At 67.2% G+C, this 12968-nt stretch carries 17 protein-coding genes; 8 read left to right on the top strand and 9 right to left on the bottom strand.

Annotated elements, in window-relative coordinates; all coding sequences use genetic code 11:
• Nucleotides 1-27: 27 nt before the first annotated feature.
• The 3 genes from AC5I49_RS07500 to AC5I49_RS07510 all read left to right on the top strand — a co-directional run bounded on the left by AC5I49_RS07500 (nt 28) and on the right by AC5I49_RS07510 (nt 2645).
• Nucleotides 28-1014, top strand: coding sequence for a Bug family tripartite tricarboxylate transporter substrate binding protein (locus AC5I49_RS07500; protein ID WP_495789127.1), 987 nt, complete (start codon nt 28-30; stop codon nt 1012-1014).
• 180 nt (nt 1015-1194) lie between these two features.
• Nucleotides 1195-2391 (top strand): aminotransferase-like domain-containing protein, encoded by a 1197-nt coding sequence (locus AC5I49_RS07505; protein ID WP_016445250.1) that lies wholly within the window; start codon nt 1195-1197, stop codon nt 2389-2391.
• Nucleotides 2388-2645 carry a SlyX family protein gene (locus tag AC5I49_RS07510; protein WP_160852583.1) on the top strand — a complete coding sequence of 86 codons (258 nt, stop codon included), beginning with the start codon at nt 2388-2390 and terminating at the stop codon, nt 2643-2645. Before AC5I49_RS07505 ends, AC5I49_RS07510 begins: the two co-directional genes overlap by 4 nt.
• Nucleotides 2646-2697: 52 nt before the next feature.
• On the opposite strand, the gene AC5I49_RS07515 is transcribed toward AC5I49_RS07510, so the two are convergent.
• The 5 genes from AC5I49_RS07515 to AC5I49_RS07535 all read right to left on the bottom strand — a co-directional run bounded on the left by AC5I49_RS07515 (nt 2698) and on the right by AC5I49_RS07535 (nt 6281).
• Nucleotides 2698-2832, bottom strand: a complete 135-nt coding sequence (locus AC5I49_RS07515) for a DUF3149 domain-containing protein (RefSeq protein WP_016445252.1) — start codon at nt 2830-2832, stop codon at nt 2698-2700.
• 141 nt (nt 2833-2973) lie between these two features.
• Nucleotides 2974-3435 (bottom strand): type II toxin-antitoxin system YhaV family toxin, encoded by a 462-nt coding sequence (locus AC5I49_RS07520; RefSeq protein WP_043789674.1) that lies wholly within the window; start codon nt 3433-3435, stop codon nt 2974-2976.
• Nucleotides 3435-3755: a type II toxin-antitoxin system PrlF family antitoxin gene (locus AC5I49_RS07525; protein WP_154834711.1), complete on the bottom strand. Its 321-nt coding sequence runs from the start codon at nt 3753-3755 to the stop codon at nt 3435-3437. Before AC5I49_RS07525 ends, AC5I49_RS07520 begins: the two co-directional genes overlap by 1 nt.
• Nucleotides 3756-3828: 73 nt before the next feature.
• Entirely contained in the window at nt 3829-5256 is a 1428-nt protein-coding gene (locus AC5I49_RS07530) for a M20 family metallopeptidase (RefSeq protein ID WP_310038945.1), read from the bottom strand.
• Nucleotides 5253-6281 carry a tripartite tricarboxylate transporter substrate binding protein BugE gene (locus tag AC5I49_RS07535; protein WP_017404435.1) on the bottom strand — a complete coding sequence of 343 codons (1029 nt, stop codon included), beginning with the start codon at nt 6279-6281 and terminating at the stop codon, nt 5253-5255. Before AC5I49_RS07535 ends, AC5I49_RS07530 begins: the two co-directional genes overlap by 4 nt.
• Nucleotides 6282-6470: 189 nt before the next feature.
• On the opposite strand from AC5I49_RS07535, the gene AC5I49_RS07540 reads away from it, so the two are divergent.
• Nucleotides 6471-7460 (top strand): LysR family transcriptional regulator, encoded by a 990-nt coding sequence (locus AC5I49_RS07540; RefSeq protein WP_046988007.1) that lies wholly within the window; start codon nt 6471-6473, stop codon nt 7458-7460.
• A 109-nt stretch (nt 7461-7569) separates the two neighbouring features.
• Nucleotides 7570-8118, top strand: a complete 549-nt coding sequence (locus AC5I49_RS07545) for a DUF2721 domain-containing protein (RefSeq protein WP_016445256.1) — start codon at nt 7570-7572, stop codon at nt 8116-8118.
• A gap of 31 nt (nt 8119-8149) precedes the next feature.
• Here the strand turns inward: AC5I49_RS07545 and AC5I49_RS07550 are convergent, their stop codons facing one another.
• Nucleotides 8150-9055 carry an HTH-type transcriptional regulator ArgP gene (locus AC5I49_RS07550; RefSeq protein WP_016445257.1) on the bottom strand — a complete coding sequence of 302 codons (906 nt, stop codon included), beginning with the start codon at nt 9053-9055 and terminating at the stop codon, nt 8150-8152.
• Nucleotides 9056-9126: 71 nt separating this feature from the next.
• On the opposite strand from AC5I49_RS07550, the gene AC5I49_RS07555 reads away from it, so the two are divergent.
• Nucleotides 9127-9777, top strand: coding sequence for a LysE/ArgO family amino acid transporter (locus tag AC5I49_RS07555; protein ID WP_016445258.1), 651 nt, complete (start codon nt 9127-9129; stop codon nt 9775-9777).
• 40 nt (nt 9778-9817) lie between these two features.
• Here AC5I49_RS07555 and AC5I49_RS07560 read toward each other — a convergent pair whose 3' ends face one another.
• Both AC5I49_RS07560 and AC5I49_RS07565 read right to left on the bottom strand, forming a co-directional pair.
• The gene (locus AC5I49_RS07560) at nt 9818-10126 is read right to left on the bottom strand and encodes a hypothetical protein (RefSeq protein ID WP_016445259.1); all 309 of its coding nucleotides are present in this window, start codon (nt 10124-10126) and stop codon (nt 9818-9820) included.
• A gap of 56 nt (nt 10127-10182) precedes the next feature.
• Complete coding sequence (locus AC5I49_RS07565; protein WP_016445260.1) at nt 10183-10671, bottom strand: Lrp/AsnC family transcriptional regulator; 489 nt, start codon at nt 10669-10671, stop codon at nt 10183-10185.
• A gap of 97 nt (nt 10672-10768) precedes the next feature.
• Between AC5I49_RS07565 and AC5I49_RS07570 the strand changes: the two genes are divergently transcribed.
• Nucleotides 10769-11671, top strand: a complete 903-nt coding sequence (locus tag AC5I49_RS07570; RefSeq protein WP_209802201.1) for an EamA family transporter — start codon at nt 10769-10771, stop codon at nt 11669-11671.
• A 93-nt stretch (nt 11672-11764) separates the two neighbouring features.
• Here the strand turns inward: AC5I49_RS07570 and AC5I49_RS07575 are convergent, their stop codons facing one another.
• On the bottom strand, nt 11765-12550 hold the full coding sequence (locus tag AC5I49_RS07575; protein ID WP_017404430.1) for a MetQ/NlpA family ABC transporter substrate-binding protein: 786 nt from the start codon (nt 12548-12550) through the stop codon (nt 11765-11767).
• 198 nt (nt 12551-12748) lie between these two features.
• Here AC5I49_RS07575 and AC5I49_RS07580 point away from each other — a divergent pair, with 198 nt between their 5' ends.
• On the top strand, nt 12749-12967 hold the full coding sequence (locus AC5I49_RS07580) for a DUF3820 family protein (protein ID WP_017404429.1): 219 nt from the start codon (nt 12749-12751) through the stop codon (nt 12965-12967).
• The last annotated feature ends 1 nt before the right edge of the window (nt 12968 follow it).

The raw sequence follows: 12968 nt of genomic DNA on the forward strand, positions 1-12968 counted from the left end.
TCCCTCGTTCCCCAGGAGATCCGTGCCATGGCCTTGTCCCGTTCCCGTTTTCTGTCGTGCCTGATGGCCGGCGCCGCTGTGCTTGCCTTGCCCTTGGCGCATGCCCAGGCCCAGTCCTACCCGGATCGCCCGATCAAGCTGGTCGTGCCCTTTGCGCCCGGCGGCGCCACCGACATCCTGGGCCGCCTGCTGGCCACATCGCTGGGAGAGCGCCTGGGCCAGCCCGTGGTGGTGGAAAACCGTCCCGGCGCGGGCACCGTGGTGGCTGGCGCGCTGGTGGCCAAGGCGCCGCCCGATGGCTACACGCTGCTGCTGGGCGCCAGCACCACGCTGACGCTGAACCCCGTGATCCGCAACCCGCTGCCCTACGATCCGCTGCGCAGCTTCACGCCGCTGGGCCTGGTGGCCGACATGGGGCTGGTGCTGGTGGCGCACAACGAAACGCCTGCACGCACCCTGCCTGAACTCGTGGCCCTGGCCAAGACCGATCCGGACAAGCTGTCCTACGGCTCCTTCGGCACGGGGTCGTCGGTGCACTTCGGTGGCGAAATGCTCAAGACCGCCACGGGCATGCGCATGGTGCACGTGCCCTTCAACGGCAGCTCGCCCAGCCTGACCGCGCTGATGGGCGGCCAGGTGCAGGTGGCCGTGGACACGGTGGTGGCTACCATGCCGCTGATCAAGGCCGGCAAGATCCGCCCCATCGCGGCCCTGGGCCCGCAGCGCCTACCCCTGCTGCCCCAGGTGCCCACCGTGGCCGAAAGCGGCTACCCCGGCTTTGCCATGGACACCTGGTTTGCCTTCCTCGCACCGGCCGGCCTGCCCGCTCCCATCCAGAAGAAGCTGGAAAAGGCGCTGGCTGACACCATGGCCGAGCCGGCCATGAAGAAGAAGCTGGTGGACATCGGCCTGTCGCCCGCATGGGGTCCGGGCAGCGCGCTGCAGGAGCGCATCGAGCGCGAACTGCCGCAGATGCGCGCCGTGGCCGCCAGGGCCGACATCAAGGTGGATTGAACGCAGCTGCCTTCCGGGAAAGAGGGGGCAGAGATGGCGTCGTCCCCCTTGGGGGGGCGCCGTGCAACGGGAAGGCGCGAAGCGACTCAGGGGACTTCTAATCGTGCAGGAAAGCTGCGGCAGGATTGGCGACAATGCAGGCTTCGCCTTTTCATCGCATCGACAACGAGAATCCTGCCCATGCAATTCGCCGACCGTCTGAACAACGTAGAAACCTCCGCCATCCGCGAGCTGTTCAAGCTGCTGGGCAAGCCCGGCATCATCAGCTTCGCGGGTGGTTTCCCGGACAGCGCCATGTTCGACGTGGCCGGCATCAGCGCCGCCTCCCAGGCAGCGCTGCAGCAGGAGCCGGGTGCCGCGCTGCAGTACGGCGCCACCGAGGGCTACCAGCCGCTGCGCGAGCAGATCGCCGCCTTCATGGCCGGCAAGGGCGTGCGTGAGCTGGCCCCCGAGCAGCTGGTGGTCACCACGGGCAGCCAGCAGGCGCTGGACCTGCTGGGCAAGACCATGATCAACCCCGGCGACAAGGTCATCGTGGAAGGCCCGACCTTCCTGGCCACCATCCAGTGCTTTCGCCTGTACGGCGCGCAAGTCATCAGCGCGCCCATCGATGCCGAAGGCGCCCAGGTCGATGCGCTGGAAAAGCTCATTGCCGAGCACCGCCCCAAGCTGGTCTACCTGATTCCCACCTTCGGCAATCCCAGCGGCGCCATGCTGAGCCTGGAGCGCCGCAAGAAAGTGCTGGAGCTGGCCGTCAAGTACCAGACCCTGGTGGTGGAAGACGATCCCTACGGCGACCTGTATTTTGGCGAGGCGCCACCTCCCAGCCTGCTGGCCCTGTCCAGCCAGGTGCCCGGCAGCCGCGACTGGCTGGCCCATTGCGGCTCGCTGAGCAAGGTGCTCAGCCCCGGCCTGCGCATCGGCTGGCTGGTGGCCCCGCCCGAGCTGCTGGCCCGCGCCGTGATGTGCAAGCAGTTCAGCGACGCCCACACCAGCACCTTTGCCCAGGCCACGGCCGCGCAGTACCTGAAGTCCGGCGCCATGCCCGCCACGCTGGCCCATGTGCGCGAGGTCTATGCGCGCCGCGCCAAGGCCATGGGCGATGCGCTGCGCGAGCACCTCGGCGATGCCGTGGAATTCCTGCAGCCCCAGGGCGGCCTGTTCCTGTGGGTGCGCCTGACCGGCAAGGGCGGCGCGCTGGCCGATGCCGGCGAGCTGGCCAAGCGGGCCATCGCCCAGGGCGTGGCCTTTGTGCCGGGCGCGCCGTTCTTCGCGCAAAACCCCGATGCCACCAGCTTCCGCCTCTCGTTCGCCACGGCCGACGAGGACAAGATCCGCGAAGGCATCGCCCGCCTGGCCCAGGCGCTCAAGGCGTGAGCGTGGCTGGGGACAACGAGCGCAGCGGCGAACGCGACGAGGCCCAGGCCCTGCAGGCGCGCGTGATGGAGCTGGAGATCAAGGCCAGCTACACCGACGACCTGCTGGAGCAACTGAACCTGACCATCTACCGCCAGCAGCAGCAGATCGACCGGCTCCTGGACGAGCTGCGCGACCTGCGCCGACGGGTGCCGGAGGGCGGGCCTGCCGGCGATGCGACCCATCTGCGCGACGAGCTGCCCCCGCACTATTGAGTGCGCAGGGCTGCATGCGAATGCCCAGGCCAGGCCCTGCCTGGGCATCTTTTCATTCAAGCGGCTTGTTGGCCACGTGCTTCATCTTGCCCAGGAACAGGCGCAGGAAAAAGCCCGCCATGATCAGGATGAAGACGATGACGCCCAGGCTCATCAGCCCGTAGTCGGTGGAAAAGAGATCGATCATCAGCTTCACAAGTCCTCCTGTGGTTTGTAGGTATCGGTGGGGTCCCGATCCGACTATCGCCGTGGCATGGCGTGGAGGGCTTGTGATGGGTCAACGCGGCGGCGGGGCGGGTTTGCGGCAGCGCAAAGGCCGGGTGCCCGGCTACCGCGGGCCAGCGTGCCAATGTTCCGTGCTGGCCGCTTTCAGATCTTCCCAATCGTCGGGCGGATGGCCGCGTCCGAGCATTTTTTCGAAAACTGCATAGGGGTCGGATGCGCTGCCCGACGAGCGAAGGGTCTGCTCGTCGTTGACCCATGCGAAGACGATCACCCTGGAGCGGGAGTCGTACCGGAAGAACAGCCTGAACCTTCTGCCGATCTTGGCCCGCCGCCAGTGGCGGTGGCTGGCTCCCAGCGTATTGCCCTGGCGGTATTCGTCGCGTGAGGGATCGCCGGGAATCACTTCCAGCATCAACTGGCTCAGAGCCCTGAACAGTTTGACGTTGGCATTGGAGCCGAAGTCTTGCGGACTGTTGTGCTCTGCGCGTCGGGCGGCCTGGTGCAATTTGCGCAACTGTTCCACCACGCAGTCATGGAACAGCAGGGTCCAGCCGTGGCGCTGCATCAGATCACCACATCGCCCTGGATATCGTCATCCAGGTCCACCGTACGACCTGCGAGCGCAAGCATGTCGCGGGCCAGGTCGTCGGGCAGGCTCTGGAGCCTTTGGCCGGACTGGATATCGGCAGCCAGCAGATCGAGGAAGGCCGCTATGGCGGGGTCCTGATGCTCTTCTTCGGCGCGGCTGACAACGACCAAGCCATCCTCGCGCAGTCGGAATGCAATCTTGCCGCCCGCATCGACGCCCAAGGCCTGGCGTATGGGCTTGGGCAGCGTGACCTGGCCCTTGGAGGTGAGGGTGGCCAGTTCATGGATGTCGGGCATGGCGCAATCCTTCACAAATGACTTGGGAGATGAGTGTAAGGAATTTTCCTTACATTCGTCGATGCCAAGGACATCACCCTCGCATGAACGGCAAGGGCACCTCCGCAGGAATCGGGCAGGCATAGGGCCTGCCGCCGCGGCGCTCGAGCAGCTCCGCCTTGGCCTCGGCCATGCGCTCGGGCCGCTGCAGCAGGGCGATGGCGGTGGCGGCCATCACCTGGGCGGCGCGCACCATGCCGGCGTGGGCCAGGCCGGACTGGCCCTGCGAGACCATCTGCCAGGAATGCAGCGGCGTGCCGAAGGCGTAGCAGGCCACCCAGGCCTGGACGGTGGGCGTGATCCAGCTCACATCGGCCACGTCGGTGGAGCCGAACAGGGTGTCCTCCACAGCGGGATCGTAGGGCGCCAGGCCCTCGAACACGGCCGGCACCTTGCCGCGCAGCACGCTGGCCAGCGGGCGGCTGACCTGGTCTACGTCATTGCTGTCCAGCGTGGCCTGGAAGTCGCCGGCCAGGCTGTGCAGTCCGGGGTCCACGCGCAGCGGGCCCAGGGCCTGCATCTGTTCGTACATGACCTGGTTCAGCGTGCGGTTCTGCAGCAGGTTGGAGCAGGCCTTGTCGAAGACGATCTCCAGCCGGCAATCCGTCATCAGCGCTGCGCCGCGCGCCACGTTCTGCACGCGCTCGTACAGTGCGGCCGCCTCATGGTTGCGTGCGGCCCGCACCAGGTACAGCACCTCGGCGCGCGCCTGCACCACGTTGGGCGACAGGCCGCCCGAGTCGGTGATGGCGTAGTGCACGCGCGCATCGGTGGGCATGTGCTCGCGCAGGTAGTTCACGCCCACGTTCATCAGCTCCACGGCGTCGAGCGCGCTGCGGCCCAGGTGGGGGGAGTGCGCGGCATGCGAGGCCTTGCCGTGGAAGACGAACTTCGCCTGGATATTGGCCAGCGTGCTCTGGCTGAACACGCCGGAGAAGCTGGCCGGGTGCCAGGTCAGCGCCGTGTCCACATCGTCGAAGACCCCGGCGCGCGCCATGAAGGTCTTGCCCGATCCGCCTTCTTCGGCCGGGCAGCCGTAGTAGCGCACGCGCGCCTTGGCGCCGCTGCGGCGCAGGTGCTCCTGCAGCGCGATGGCCGCGAAATGCGCCGAGGTGCCCAGCAGGTGGTGGCCGCAGCCGTGGCCGGCCAGGCCCGGGCTGTCGGTGGACGGCGTGCAGACCAGGGCGCCGCTTTGCTGGTTCAGGCCCGACAGTGCGTCGTACTCGCCCAGGAACGCCAGCACCGGGCCCTCGTCGCCCCATTCGGCCAGAAAGGCGGTGGGAATGCCGGCCAGGGCGCGTGTGATGCGAAACCCGGCCTGCTCCAGCGCATCGATGTGCAGCTGGGCCGAAGCCGTCTCGGCATAGCGCAGCTCGGCCAGCGACCAGATGCTGTCGGCCAGGGCCGCCATGCGCGCGGACTGCTGCTGGAAGAAATCCTGGAGATGATCGACCGCGCTCATTCCGGCTTCACTCCTGCCTTGTCCAGCAGCGCCTTGTTGCGCTGCAGTTCGCTGGCGATCTGGGCAGGGAAGCGGCCCTGGTCCATCTCGGTGACCGATGCTCCCAGCAGCTTCAGGTGCTTTTGCACCTCGGGCAGGCGCACGGCCTTCGTGGACGCTTCCTGCAACTGCCGGACGATGGCGGGCGGCGTGCCGGCCGGCACGACCAGGCCGAACCAGCTGATGCCCAGCTCGTTGAGCTGCGCATAGCCCAGCTCCTTGAAGGTGGGTACATCGGGCAGATCGGGCGAGCGGCTGTCGCCCGACAGTGCCACGGGGATGAGCTTGCCACCCTTGATCTGGGGCATGGCCGAAGGCAACTGATCGGTCATCACCTGCACCATGCCCGCCAGGGCGTCGTTGAGCGCCGGGCCGTTGCCGCGATAGGGCACGATCTGGATCTGGGTCTTCATGGTCTCGTTGAAGGACGCCACCATCAGATGGCCCAGCGTGCCCAGGCCCGGCACGCCCGCACTGTAGGCGCCGGGCTGGGCGCGCAGCCTGGCCAGGAACCCCGCGAAATCCTTGACGCCCATCTTGGGATGGACCATGTAGACCGATGGCATGGTCACCAGGTTGGCCACGGGCAGGAGCCTGCCTTCCAGCCTGGCGGCGCGCGTGTACAGCGAGGGGTTGATGGTGGCCGTGCTCACCGTGGCCATGCCTATGGTGTATCCGTCTGGCGCCGCCTGGGCAATGCTTTCGGTACCGATCAGGCCGCCCGCGCCGGCCTTGTTGTCCACCACCACGGGCTGGCCCAGCGTGCTGCGCAGGCCTTCGGCGATCACGCGCGCGACGATGTCGGTGGAGCCGCCGGCCGCAAAGGGCACGATGAGCTTGACGGGCTTGCTCGGATAGGCGTCGGCCGCATGGGCCGTGCGGGCCAGGGTGAGGCCGCACAGCGCGGCGCAAAGGCCCGCGCCCAGGGAAAGCAGGGTGCGGCGCGGCAGGTGAGAGAGAGGCTGTAAGAGGGGCTTGGCTTGCATGGCATGGACTCCATCGACGGGGAGTGAGCCGCAGCCTGGGCCGTGCCGGCTCCCGATGCAGGCGACTATAGAAATCCTGCCGCCCGCGTGGGCCACGGTATTTGTGCCAAGCTATAAGCCGTTCCGATAGCTTGCCCTTTGCCGCCTGTGGCGCGCCAGGGCCTGCCTGGGGAAAACACCAAGATTCCCATGAGCCACGATTTTGACGACCGCGAAGGCCTGGACGACGCGGCCACGCCCCAGGGCCGGCTGCTGTTCTCGCGCCTGACCAAGCATGTGCGCCTGCGCCAGCTGCAGTTGCTGGTGGCGCTGCAGCAATGCGGCTCGGTGGTGCAGGCCGCCGCCACGCTGCACATGAGCCAGTCGGCGGCCACCCAGGCGCTGGCCGAGATGGAGCGCGTGCTCGACATCCGCCTGTTCGAGCGGCATGCGCGCGGCATACGCCCCACGCTGGCCGGCCAGACCCTGGTGGACACGGTGCGCGGCGTGCTGGCCGCGCTGGAGGAGGTGGCGGAATCGCTGGCCGCCATTCGCCGGGGCGCCGCGGCCGCGCTGCGCCTGGGCTCCATTCCGGCGGCGGCCCTGGCCATTCTTTCGCCCCTGCTGGCGCGGTTCTATGCCGAACACCCCGAGGTGCATGTCGATGTGCACGAAGACGCCAGCACCCGGCTGCTGTCCCAGCTGCTGGGCGGCGGGCTGGACGCGGTGTTCTGCCGCGAGCCGGCGCTGCTGCCCGGCCCCTTCGTCTTCGAGCCGCTGCTGGCCGACACGGCCGTGGTGGTGGCCGCACGCTCGCATGCACTGGCCGGGCGCCGTGGCGTGCCGCTGCAGGCCTTGACCGGCGCGCGCTGGGTACTGCCCACGGCCAACATCGCCGTGCGCGGGATTTTCGAGGCCGAGGTGCTCCAGGCACTGCCCGATGCGCCCTGGTTTCCCGTCTCCACCGTTTCCCTGCCGATACTGGAAGGCCTGTTGAGCCAGCCCGGCGCCGTGGCCCTGGTGCCGTTGAGCATCGCGCCGGGCCTGCAGACCCATGCGCGCGTGTGCCGGCTCGACGTGCAGCTGACGGGCCGGCTGGCGCCGCTGGGCGTGGTCCGCCGCCGCGACCGGGCGCCCGCCCTGCTGGACCAGATGCTTTCGCTGTGCGCGCAGGTTCTGCCGGCACCCCCGGCGCGCTGAAAGCGGGCGGCATGGCTTCTTGCGGCCCCCGGTTGCGGCCACAATACTGTCCGCGCGAAAACACGGCAGCACGGCCGGACCAGACAACAGAAAGCACGCAGAGGACCGCATGATCAATTGGTCGCTAGACGCCGATACCGTCACCCACAGCATCCAGCTGGCGCTGGCGCCGGTGTTCTTCCTGACGGCCGTGGCCGGCATGATAGGCGCCGTGGCCGGGCGGCTGGCCCGCATCATCGACCGCGCCCGCAAGCTGGAGGAACTGCTGCGCACGCCGCAGGAGGAGGAATTCATCGCGCGCAGCCTGACCGAGCTGCACTTTCTGCGCAAGCGCGGCCGGCTGGCCAATGTCTGTATAGGGCTGCTGACCGTCTGCGGCTTTTGCATCGGCCTGACCATTGCCTTGCTGTTCCTGGGCGAGGCCTACGGCATCAACGGCCATGGCTATGCGGTGCTGGGCTTTCTGTTCGGCGTGCTGATGTTTCTCTCGGCCCTGGCCTGCTTTCTCTGGGAAACCATCATGGCCACCAGCCTGCTGGACTTCCACACCCTGACCCGCGTGCGCGCGGCCGTGCGCACCATACAGCGGCCGGAACGCAACGACCAGGCCCAGGCTGAGCCGTCCACCCCGGCAGACGACACCGGCCGCCAGCCCTGAGCCGGGCGCGGACGGCGCCGCCGTCGCCCCCTCACTCCATCGGGTCAAGACAGGCGGCTGCCGCCTGGATCACGCAGTCCGTCAGCCGCTGCAGGCTGGCCTGCGCATTGCGCGCATGGGCCCAGTACATGGGAATGTCCAGATCGTTGCCGGGCAGCAGCTCCACCAGGCTGCCTTCGGCCAGTTGCGCGCCGATCATCAGCGGCGGGTGCATGCCCCAGCCCATGCCCAGCTCGCAGGCCCGCGTATAGCCCTGGTTGGACGGCAGAAAGTGGCGCGGCGTGCTGCGCCGGCCTTCCGCGCCCAGGCGCTGCAGCCACTGGTCCTGCAGGCTGTCCTTGCGGCCGTAGCTCATCATGGGCGTGCGCGCCATGGCCTCGGGCGTGATGCCGTCCTTGAGGTAGCGGCGGATGAAATCGGGACTGGCGGCCGCCACGTAGCGCATGCGTCCCAGCGGCCAGGTGTTGCAGCCCGGAATGGCCGAGGACGTGGCCGTGACGGCGGCCATCACCTCGCCCTCGCGGATGCGCTTGGCCGTGTGGTCCTGGTCGTCGATGCTGATGTCCAGCAGCTCGTTGCCGTCGCGCGTGAAGGCGGACATGGCGTCCATGAACCAGGTGGACAGCGAGTCGGCATTGACGGCCAGCTTGAGCGTGGGCAGGGCCGTCTGGCCCTCGGGCACCAGTTCGGGGTTCTTGCGGCGCAGGTCGTTTTCCAGCAGGGCAACCTGCTCCACATGCAGGCACAGGCGGCGGCCTGCCTCCGTGCCTGAACAGGGCTGGCCGCGCAGCACCAGCACCTGGCCCACGCGCTCTTCCAGCAGCTTGATGCGCTGGGAGACGGCCGAGGGCGTGACGTGCAGCTTGCGCGCCGCGCGTTCGAAGCTGCCTTCGCGCACCACGGCTGCCAGGGCTTCGAGTCCGGCGTAGTCGAGCATTTAGATATTCTTCATTTGATTGAGTAAATGTAATTTTACTTAACCTTTTGTGAGCCAGACAATCCCTGCCCATGTGGACTGCAAATGTTTCTTCTTCCTGGCTGGCGGGCTTCACGGTCTGCCTGTCGCTCATCGTCTCCATCGGAGCCCAGAACCTGTATGTGCTGCGCCAGGCCGTGCACGGCCAGCATGTACGCGCCTGCGTGGCATGGTGCGTGGTCAGCGACGTGGTGCTCATCGGCCTGGGCGTGGCGGGCATGGCCCGGCTGCTGGGCGACAACCCCGATCTGGCCCGCTACCTGACCCTGGGCGGCGCCCTGTTCCTGCTGGCCTACGGCCTGATGGCGCTGTGGCGCATGGCCATGGCGCCCGATGCGCAGCTGGCCGCCTCGGGCGGGCAGCTGGCGCCGCGCGGCCTGCTGGGTGTGGTCTCCACGCTGGCCGTGATCACCTTGTTCAACCCCCATGTCTATCTGGACACGGTGTTGCTGATGGGCTCCATCGGCGCGCGCCAGGAAGGCGCGCTCAAATGGGTGTATGTGATTGGCGCCGCTTCGGCCAGCCTGTCATGGTTCGTGCTGCTGGCCTTTGCAGGCCGCCGCCTCAGGCGCCTGTTCGAGAAGCCGCGTGCCTGGCGGATTCTCGATGGCCTGACGGGCGTGATGATGCTGGCGTTGGCCTGGTGGGTGGCCGGCAGCGTCTGGGCGCCGGCCGGGGCCTGAGCCGGCCTGGGCCGGCCTGGGCCGGCCAGAAGCGGCAGGCTCAGCCCGCCGCCTGCTCCGGCTCCGGTGCCCAGGTGCCCACGGCCTCGATGAGGTTCCAGCTGTTGCACTCGATGCAGTAGTGGCCGGTGGTGCCGGTCTTCTGGCTCTCGGCCTCGATCACCACGCGGTGACCATGGCGCTGGGCCGGCGACAGCGGACGGATCTTGTCGTACTTGAACTGCTCTGCCAGATCGCCGCGAAAGGCGATGGTGATGCGGTCGCGCTTGGGGAAATAGTCGTTCTCGTACTTGTCGAGGGTGCGGATGGCCACCAGATTGGCCATGCTGTCCGGATGCGGTGCGCTCATTGAAGTCTCCCTGCCTGTGATGGCGTTCTATGTTCAAAACGATCTGATGACGGTGGTCAGGCATCCGTGGCTTGCGGCTGCAGCGGTAGCTGCAGCCCGGTCTTGACGCGTTCCAGCGCTATCGAGGTGGTGTAGCGCCGGATGTTGTCGTCCCCCGCAAACAGCCGAGCCGCCAGCGCCTGGTACTCCTCCATATCGGCAGCCGTGACGATCAATGAATAGTCGGCTTCACCGGTCACGTAGTAACACTGCTGTACCGCGTCCTCCCGATCCACGCGTGCGCGAAAGGCCTGCGACAGATCGGGGCGCTCGTTGACCAGCTGCACGTTGATGAGCACGGTCAGCGGCCGGCCTATGCGCGCCGGATCGACCACGGCCACGTTGGCCGCGATCACGCCCAGCTCCTGCAGCCGCTTGATGCGCCGCTGCACGGCCGGCGCGGAAAGGTGCACGCGCTCGGCGATGAGGCGCTGTGGCGTGAGGTTGTCGCGCTGCATCACGTCGAGAATGGCGCGGTCGAAGGAGTCCAGGGCGATGGCGGGCATGGGCGGCTGGCGGCGAGAAGAGGAAAAGAGCGAATATTGCGTGAAGCGGCTCAAAAACGAGCTGTTTGCGCGGTGCGCTTGCAATATCGTACGCGCCATGACAACAAACATCACATGGAACCGCGCTTGGCCGCTGCTGGCCGTGCTGGGCTCGGTGACGGCGCTGGGCGTGGGAACGTCACTGGCCAAGCAGCTTTTTCCGGTGCTGGGCGCCCAGGGCACCTCGGCATTGCGCGTGGGCTTTGCCGCGCTGATCCTGGTGGCCATCTGGCGGCCCTGGCGCTGGACGCTGGCGCGGCCTCAGGCCTGGGCGCTGCTGCGTTTCGGCGTGGCGCTGGGCGCCATGAACCTGCTGTTCTACATGGCGCTGCGCACCATTCCCTTCGGCCTGGCCGTGGCCATCGAGTTCTCGGGGCCGCTGGCCGTGGCCATCTACCACTCGCGCCGGCCCGTGGATTTTGTCTGGCTTGCGCTGGCGGTGGCGGGGCTGGCCCTGATCCTGCCCATAGGCGGTGCCAGCGTCGGCGCCCTGGTGCTGGAGCCCGTGGGCATTGCCTGCGCCGTGGGCGCGGCCATCTGCTGGGCGCTGTACATCCTGCTGGGCCAGCGGCTGGGCAGCATTCCCAGCGGCCAGGCCGTGTCGCTGGGCCTGGTGTTCGCCGCCATGGTGGTGGTGCCCTTCGGCGTGGCCGAGGCGGGGGCCAAGCTGCTGCAGCCATCCATACTTCTTTTCGGGTTGATGGTTGCGGCCATCTCCAGCGCCTTGCCCTACACGCTGGAGATGATGGCGCTGCGCCGCCTGCCGCCCGCCACCTTCGGCATCGCGCTGGCAACGGAGCCCGCGATAGCCGCCCTCATGGGCATGCTGCTGCTGCATGAGCAACTGGTGGGAACGCAGTGGCTGGCCATTGCCTGCATCATGGGCGCGGCCATGGGCAGCGCCATCACGCGGCCGGCTGCTGCGGCCAAGGCGCCGGCGGAGGTGGCCTCCGCAGGCTGAGGCAAGGAATGCCAGCCACAAAAAAAGCGCTGCCCCGGCAGCGCTTTTTTTTTCGCAACGGTCGCAGCCGGCAAGGCTGCGGCCACCTCGCATTCAGAACGCGGGAACGACGGCGCCCTTGTACTTCTCGACGATGAACTTCTTCACATCAGGCGTGTGCAGTGCGTTCATCAGCTTGGCGATGTTGGGATCGTTGGCGCGGTCCTGGCGCGACACCACGATGTTGGTGTAGGGCGAGTCGGCACCTTCGATGAACAGCGCATCCTTGGTGGGATTGAGCTTGGCCTCGATGGCGTAGTTGGTGTTGATCAGCGCCAGGTCCACATCGCCCAGTGCGCGCGGCAGCAGCGGGGCTTCGAGTTCCTTGAACTTGAGCTTCTTGGGGTTCTTGGCCACATCCAGCGGCGTGGGCGTCAGGCTCTTGGGGTCCTTGAGCTCGATCAGGCCCTGCTTGGCCAGCAGGATCAGGGCGCGGCCGCCGTTGGAGGGGTCGTTGGGGATGGCAATGGTGGCGCCGTCCTTCAGATCCTTGACGTTCTTGATCTTCTGCGAGTAGCCGCCGAAGGGCTCCACATGGACCTTGCCATTGGGCACGGCCACCAGCGAGGTCTTGCGGTCCTTGTTGTAGCTGTCCAGGTAGGGCTGGTGCTGGAAGAAGTTCACGTCCAGCTGCTTGTCCTCGACGGCCGCATTGGGCTGCACGTAGTCGCTGAATTCCTTGATCTGCAGATCGATGCCCTGGGCCTTCAGCGCGGGCTTGATGTGATTGAGGATTTCTGCATGCGGCACGGCCGTGGCACCGACCTTGAGCACGTCGGCGGCCTGGGCTGTCAGTGCCAGCGTGGCAATCGCGATTGCGGAGAGGGCTTTCTTCAACATGACCGGAGGACTTTCTTCAACGGGTTGCGATAAAACGCCGCCGGCCCGGGAGAACGGCTCCGCGTCGGGCTTGGCGGCAGGCAGGCGCATAGTCTAGTGCTGCGCCAGGGGCCGCGTTGAACATTTTTGATATTTGGTTATAAGGCTGTGGTTTTTTATGCGGATTCTTGCGATGGCGCAGCGCGTACCATCGCCGCCATGGACTCCGAAATGCTGCAAAAGCTGGTGCAGGTGCAAATGCCCTATGGCAAGTACAAGGGCCGGCTGATCGCCGATCTTCCCGGCAACTATCTGAACTGGTTCGCACGCGAGGGCTTTCCCAAGGGAGAGCTGGGCCAACTGCTGGCGCTGATGCAGGAGCTGGACCACAACGGCCTGTCGCACCTGCTGCAGCCGCTGCGCGACGGGCGGCGCTGAA

This window comes from Delftia sp., assembly GCF_059499305.1.

What these genes read in the sequence shown, in the direction of transcription:
- AC5I49_RS07505 (WP_016445250.1), top strand. Translation starts at nt 1,195, where the DNA reads ATGCAATTCGCCGACCGTCTGAACAACGTAGAAACCTCCGCCATCCGC.
- AC5I49_RS07525 (WP_154834711.1), bottom strand. Translation starts at nt 3,755, where the DNA reads ATGCCCGACATCCATGAACTGGCCACCCTCACCTCCAAGGGCCAGGTC.
- AC5I49_RS07500 (WP_495789127.1), top strand. Translation starts at nt 28, where the DNA reads ATGGCCTTGTCCCGTTCCCGTTTTCTGTCGTGCCTGATGGCCGGCGCC.
- AC5I49_RS07555 (WP_016445258.1), top strand. Translation starts at nt 9,127, where the DNA reads ATGTGGACTGCAAATGTTTCTTCTTCCTGGCTGGCGGGCTTCACGGTC.
- AC5I49_RS07535 (WP_017404435.1), bottom strand. Translation starts at nt 6,281, where the DNA reads ATGCAAGCCAAGCCCCTCTTACAGCCTCTCTCTCACCTGCCGCGCCGC.
- AC5I49_RS07565 (WP_016445260.1), bottom strand. Translation starts at nt 10,671, where the DNA reads ATGCCCGCCATCGCCCTGGACTCCTTCGACCGCGCCATTCTCGACGTG.
- AC5I49_RS07545 (WP_016445256.1), top strand. Translation starts at nt 7,570, where the DNA reads ATGATCAATTGGTCGCTAGACGCCGATACCGTCACCCACAGCATCCAG.
- AC5I49_RS07580 (WP_017404429.1), top strand. Translation starts at nt 12,749, where the DNA reads ATGGACTCCGAAATGCTGCAAAAGCTGGTGCAGGTGCAAATGCCCTAT.
- AC5I49_RS07515 (WP_016445252.1), bottom strand. Translation starts at nt 2,832, where the DNA reads ATGATCGATCTCTTTTCCACCGACTACGGGCTGATGAGCCTGGGCGTC.
- AC5I49_RS07560 (WP_016445259.1), bottom strand. Translation starts at nt 10,126, where the DNA reads ATGAGCGCACCGCATCCGGACAGCATGGCCAATCTGGTGGCCATCCGC.
- AC5I49_RS07540 (WP_046988007.1), top strand. Translation starts at nt 6,471, where the DNA reads ATGAGCCACGATTTTGACGACCGCGAAGGCCTGGACGACGCGGCCACG.
- AC5I49_RS07570 (WP_209802201.1), top strand. Translation starts at nt 10,769, where the DNA reads ATGACAACAAACATCACATGGAACCGCGCTTGGCCGCTGCTGGCCGTG.
- AC5I49_RS07520 (WP_043789674.1), bottom strand. Translation starts at nt 3,435, where the DNA reads ATGCAGCGCCACGGCTGGACCCTGCTGTTCCATGACTGCGTGGTGGAA.
- AC5I49_RS07530 (WP_310038945.1), bottom strand. Translation starts at nt 5,256, where the DNA reads ATGAGCGCGGTCGATCATCTCCAGGATTTCTTCCAGCAGCAGTCCGCG.
- AC5I49_RS07550 (WP_016445257.1), bottom strand. Translation starts at nt 9,055, where the DNA reads ATGCTCGACTACGCCGGACTCGAAGCCCTGGCAGCCGTGGTGCGCGAA.
- AC5I49_RS07575 (WP_017404430.1), bottom strand. Translation starts at nt 12,550, where the DNA reads ATGTTGAAGAAAGCCCTCTCCGCAATCGCGATTGCCACGCTGGCACTG.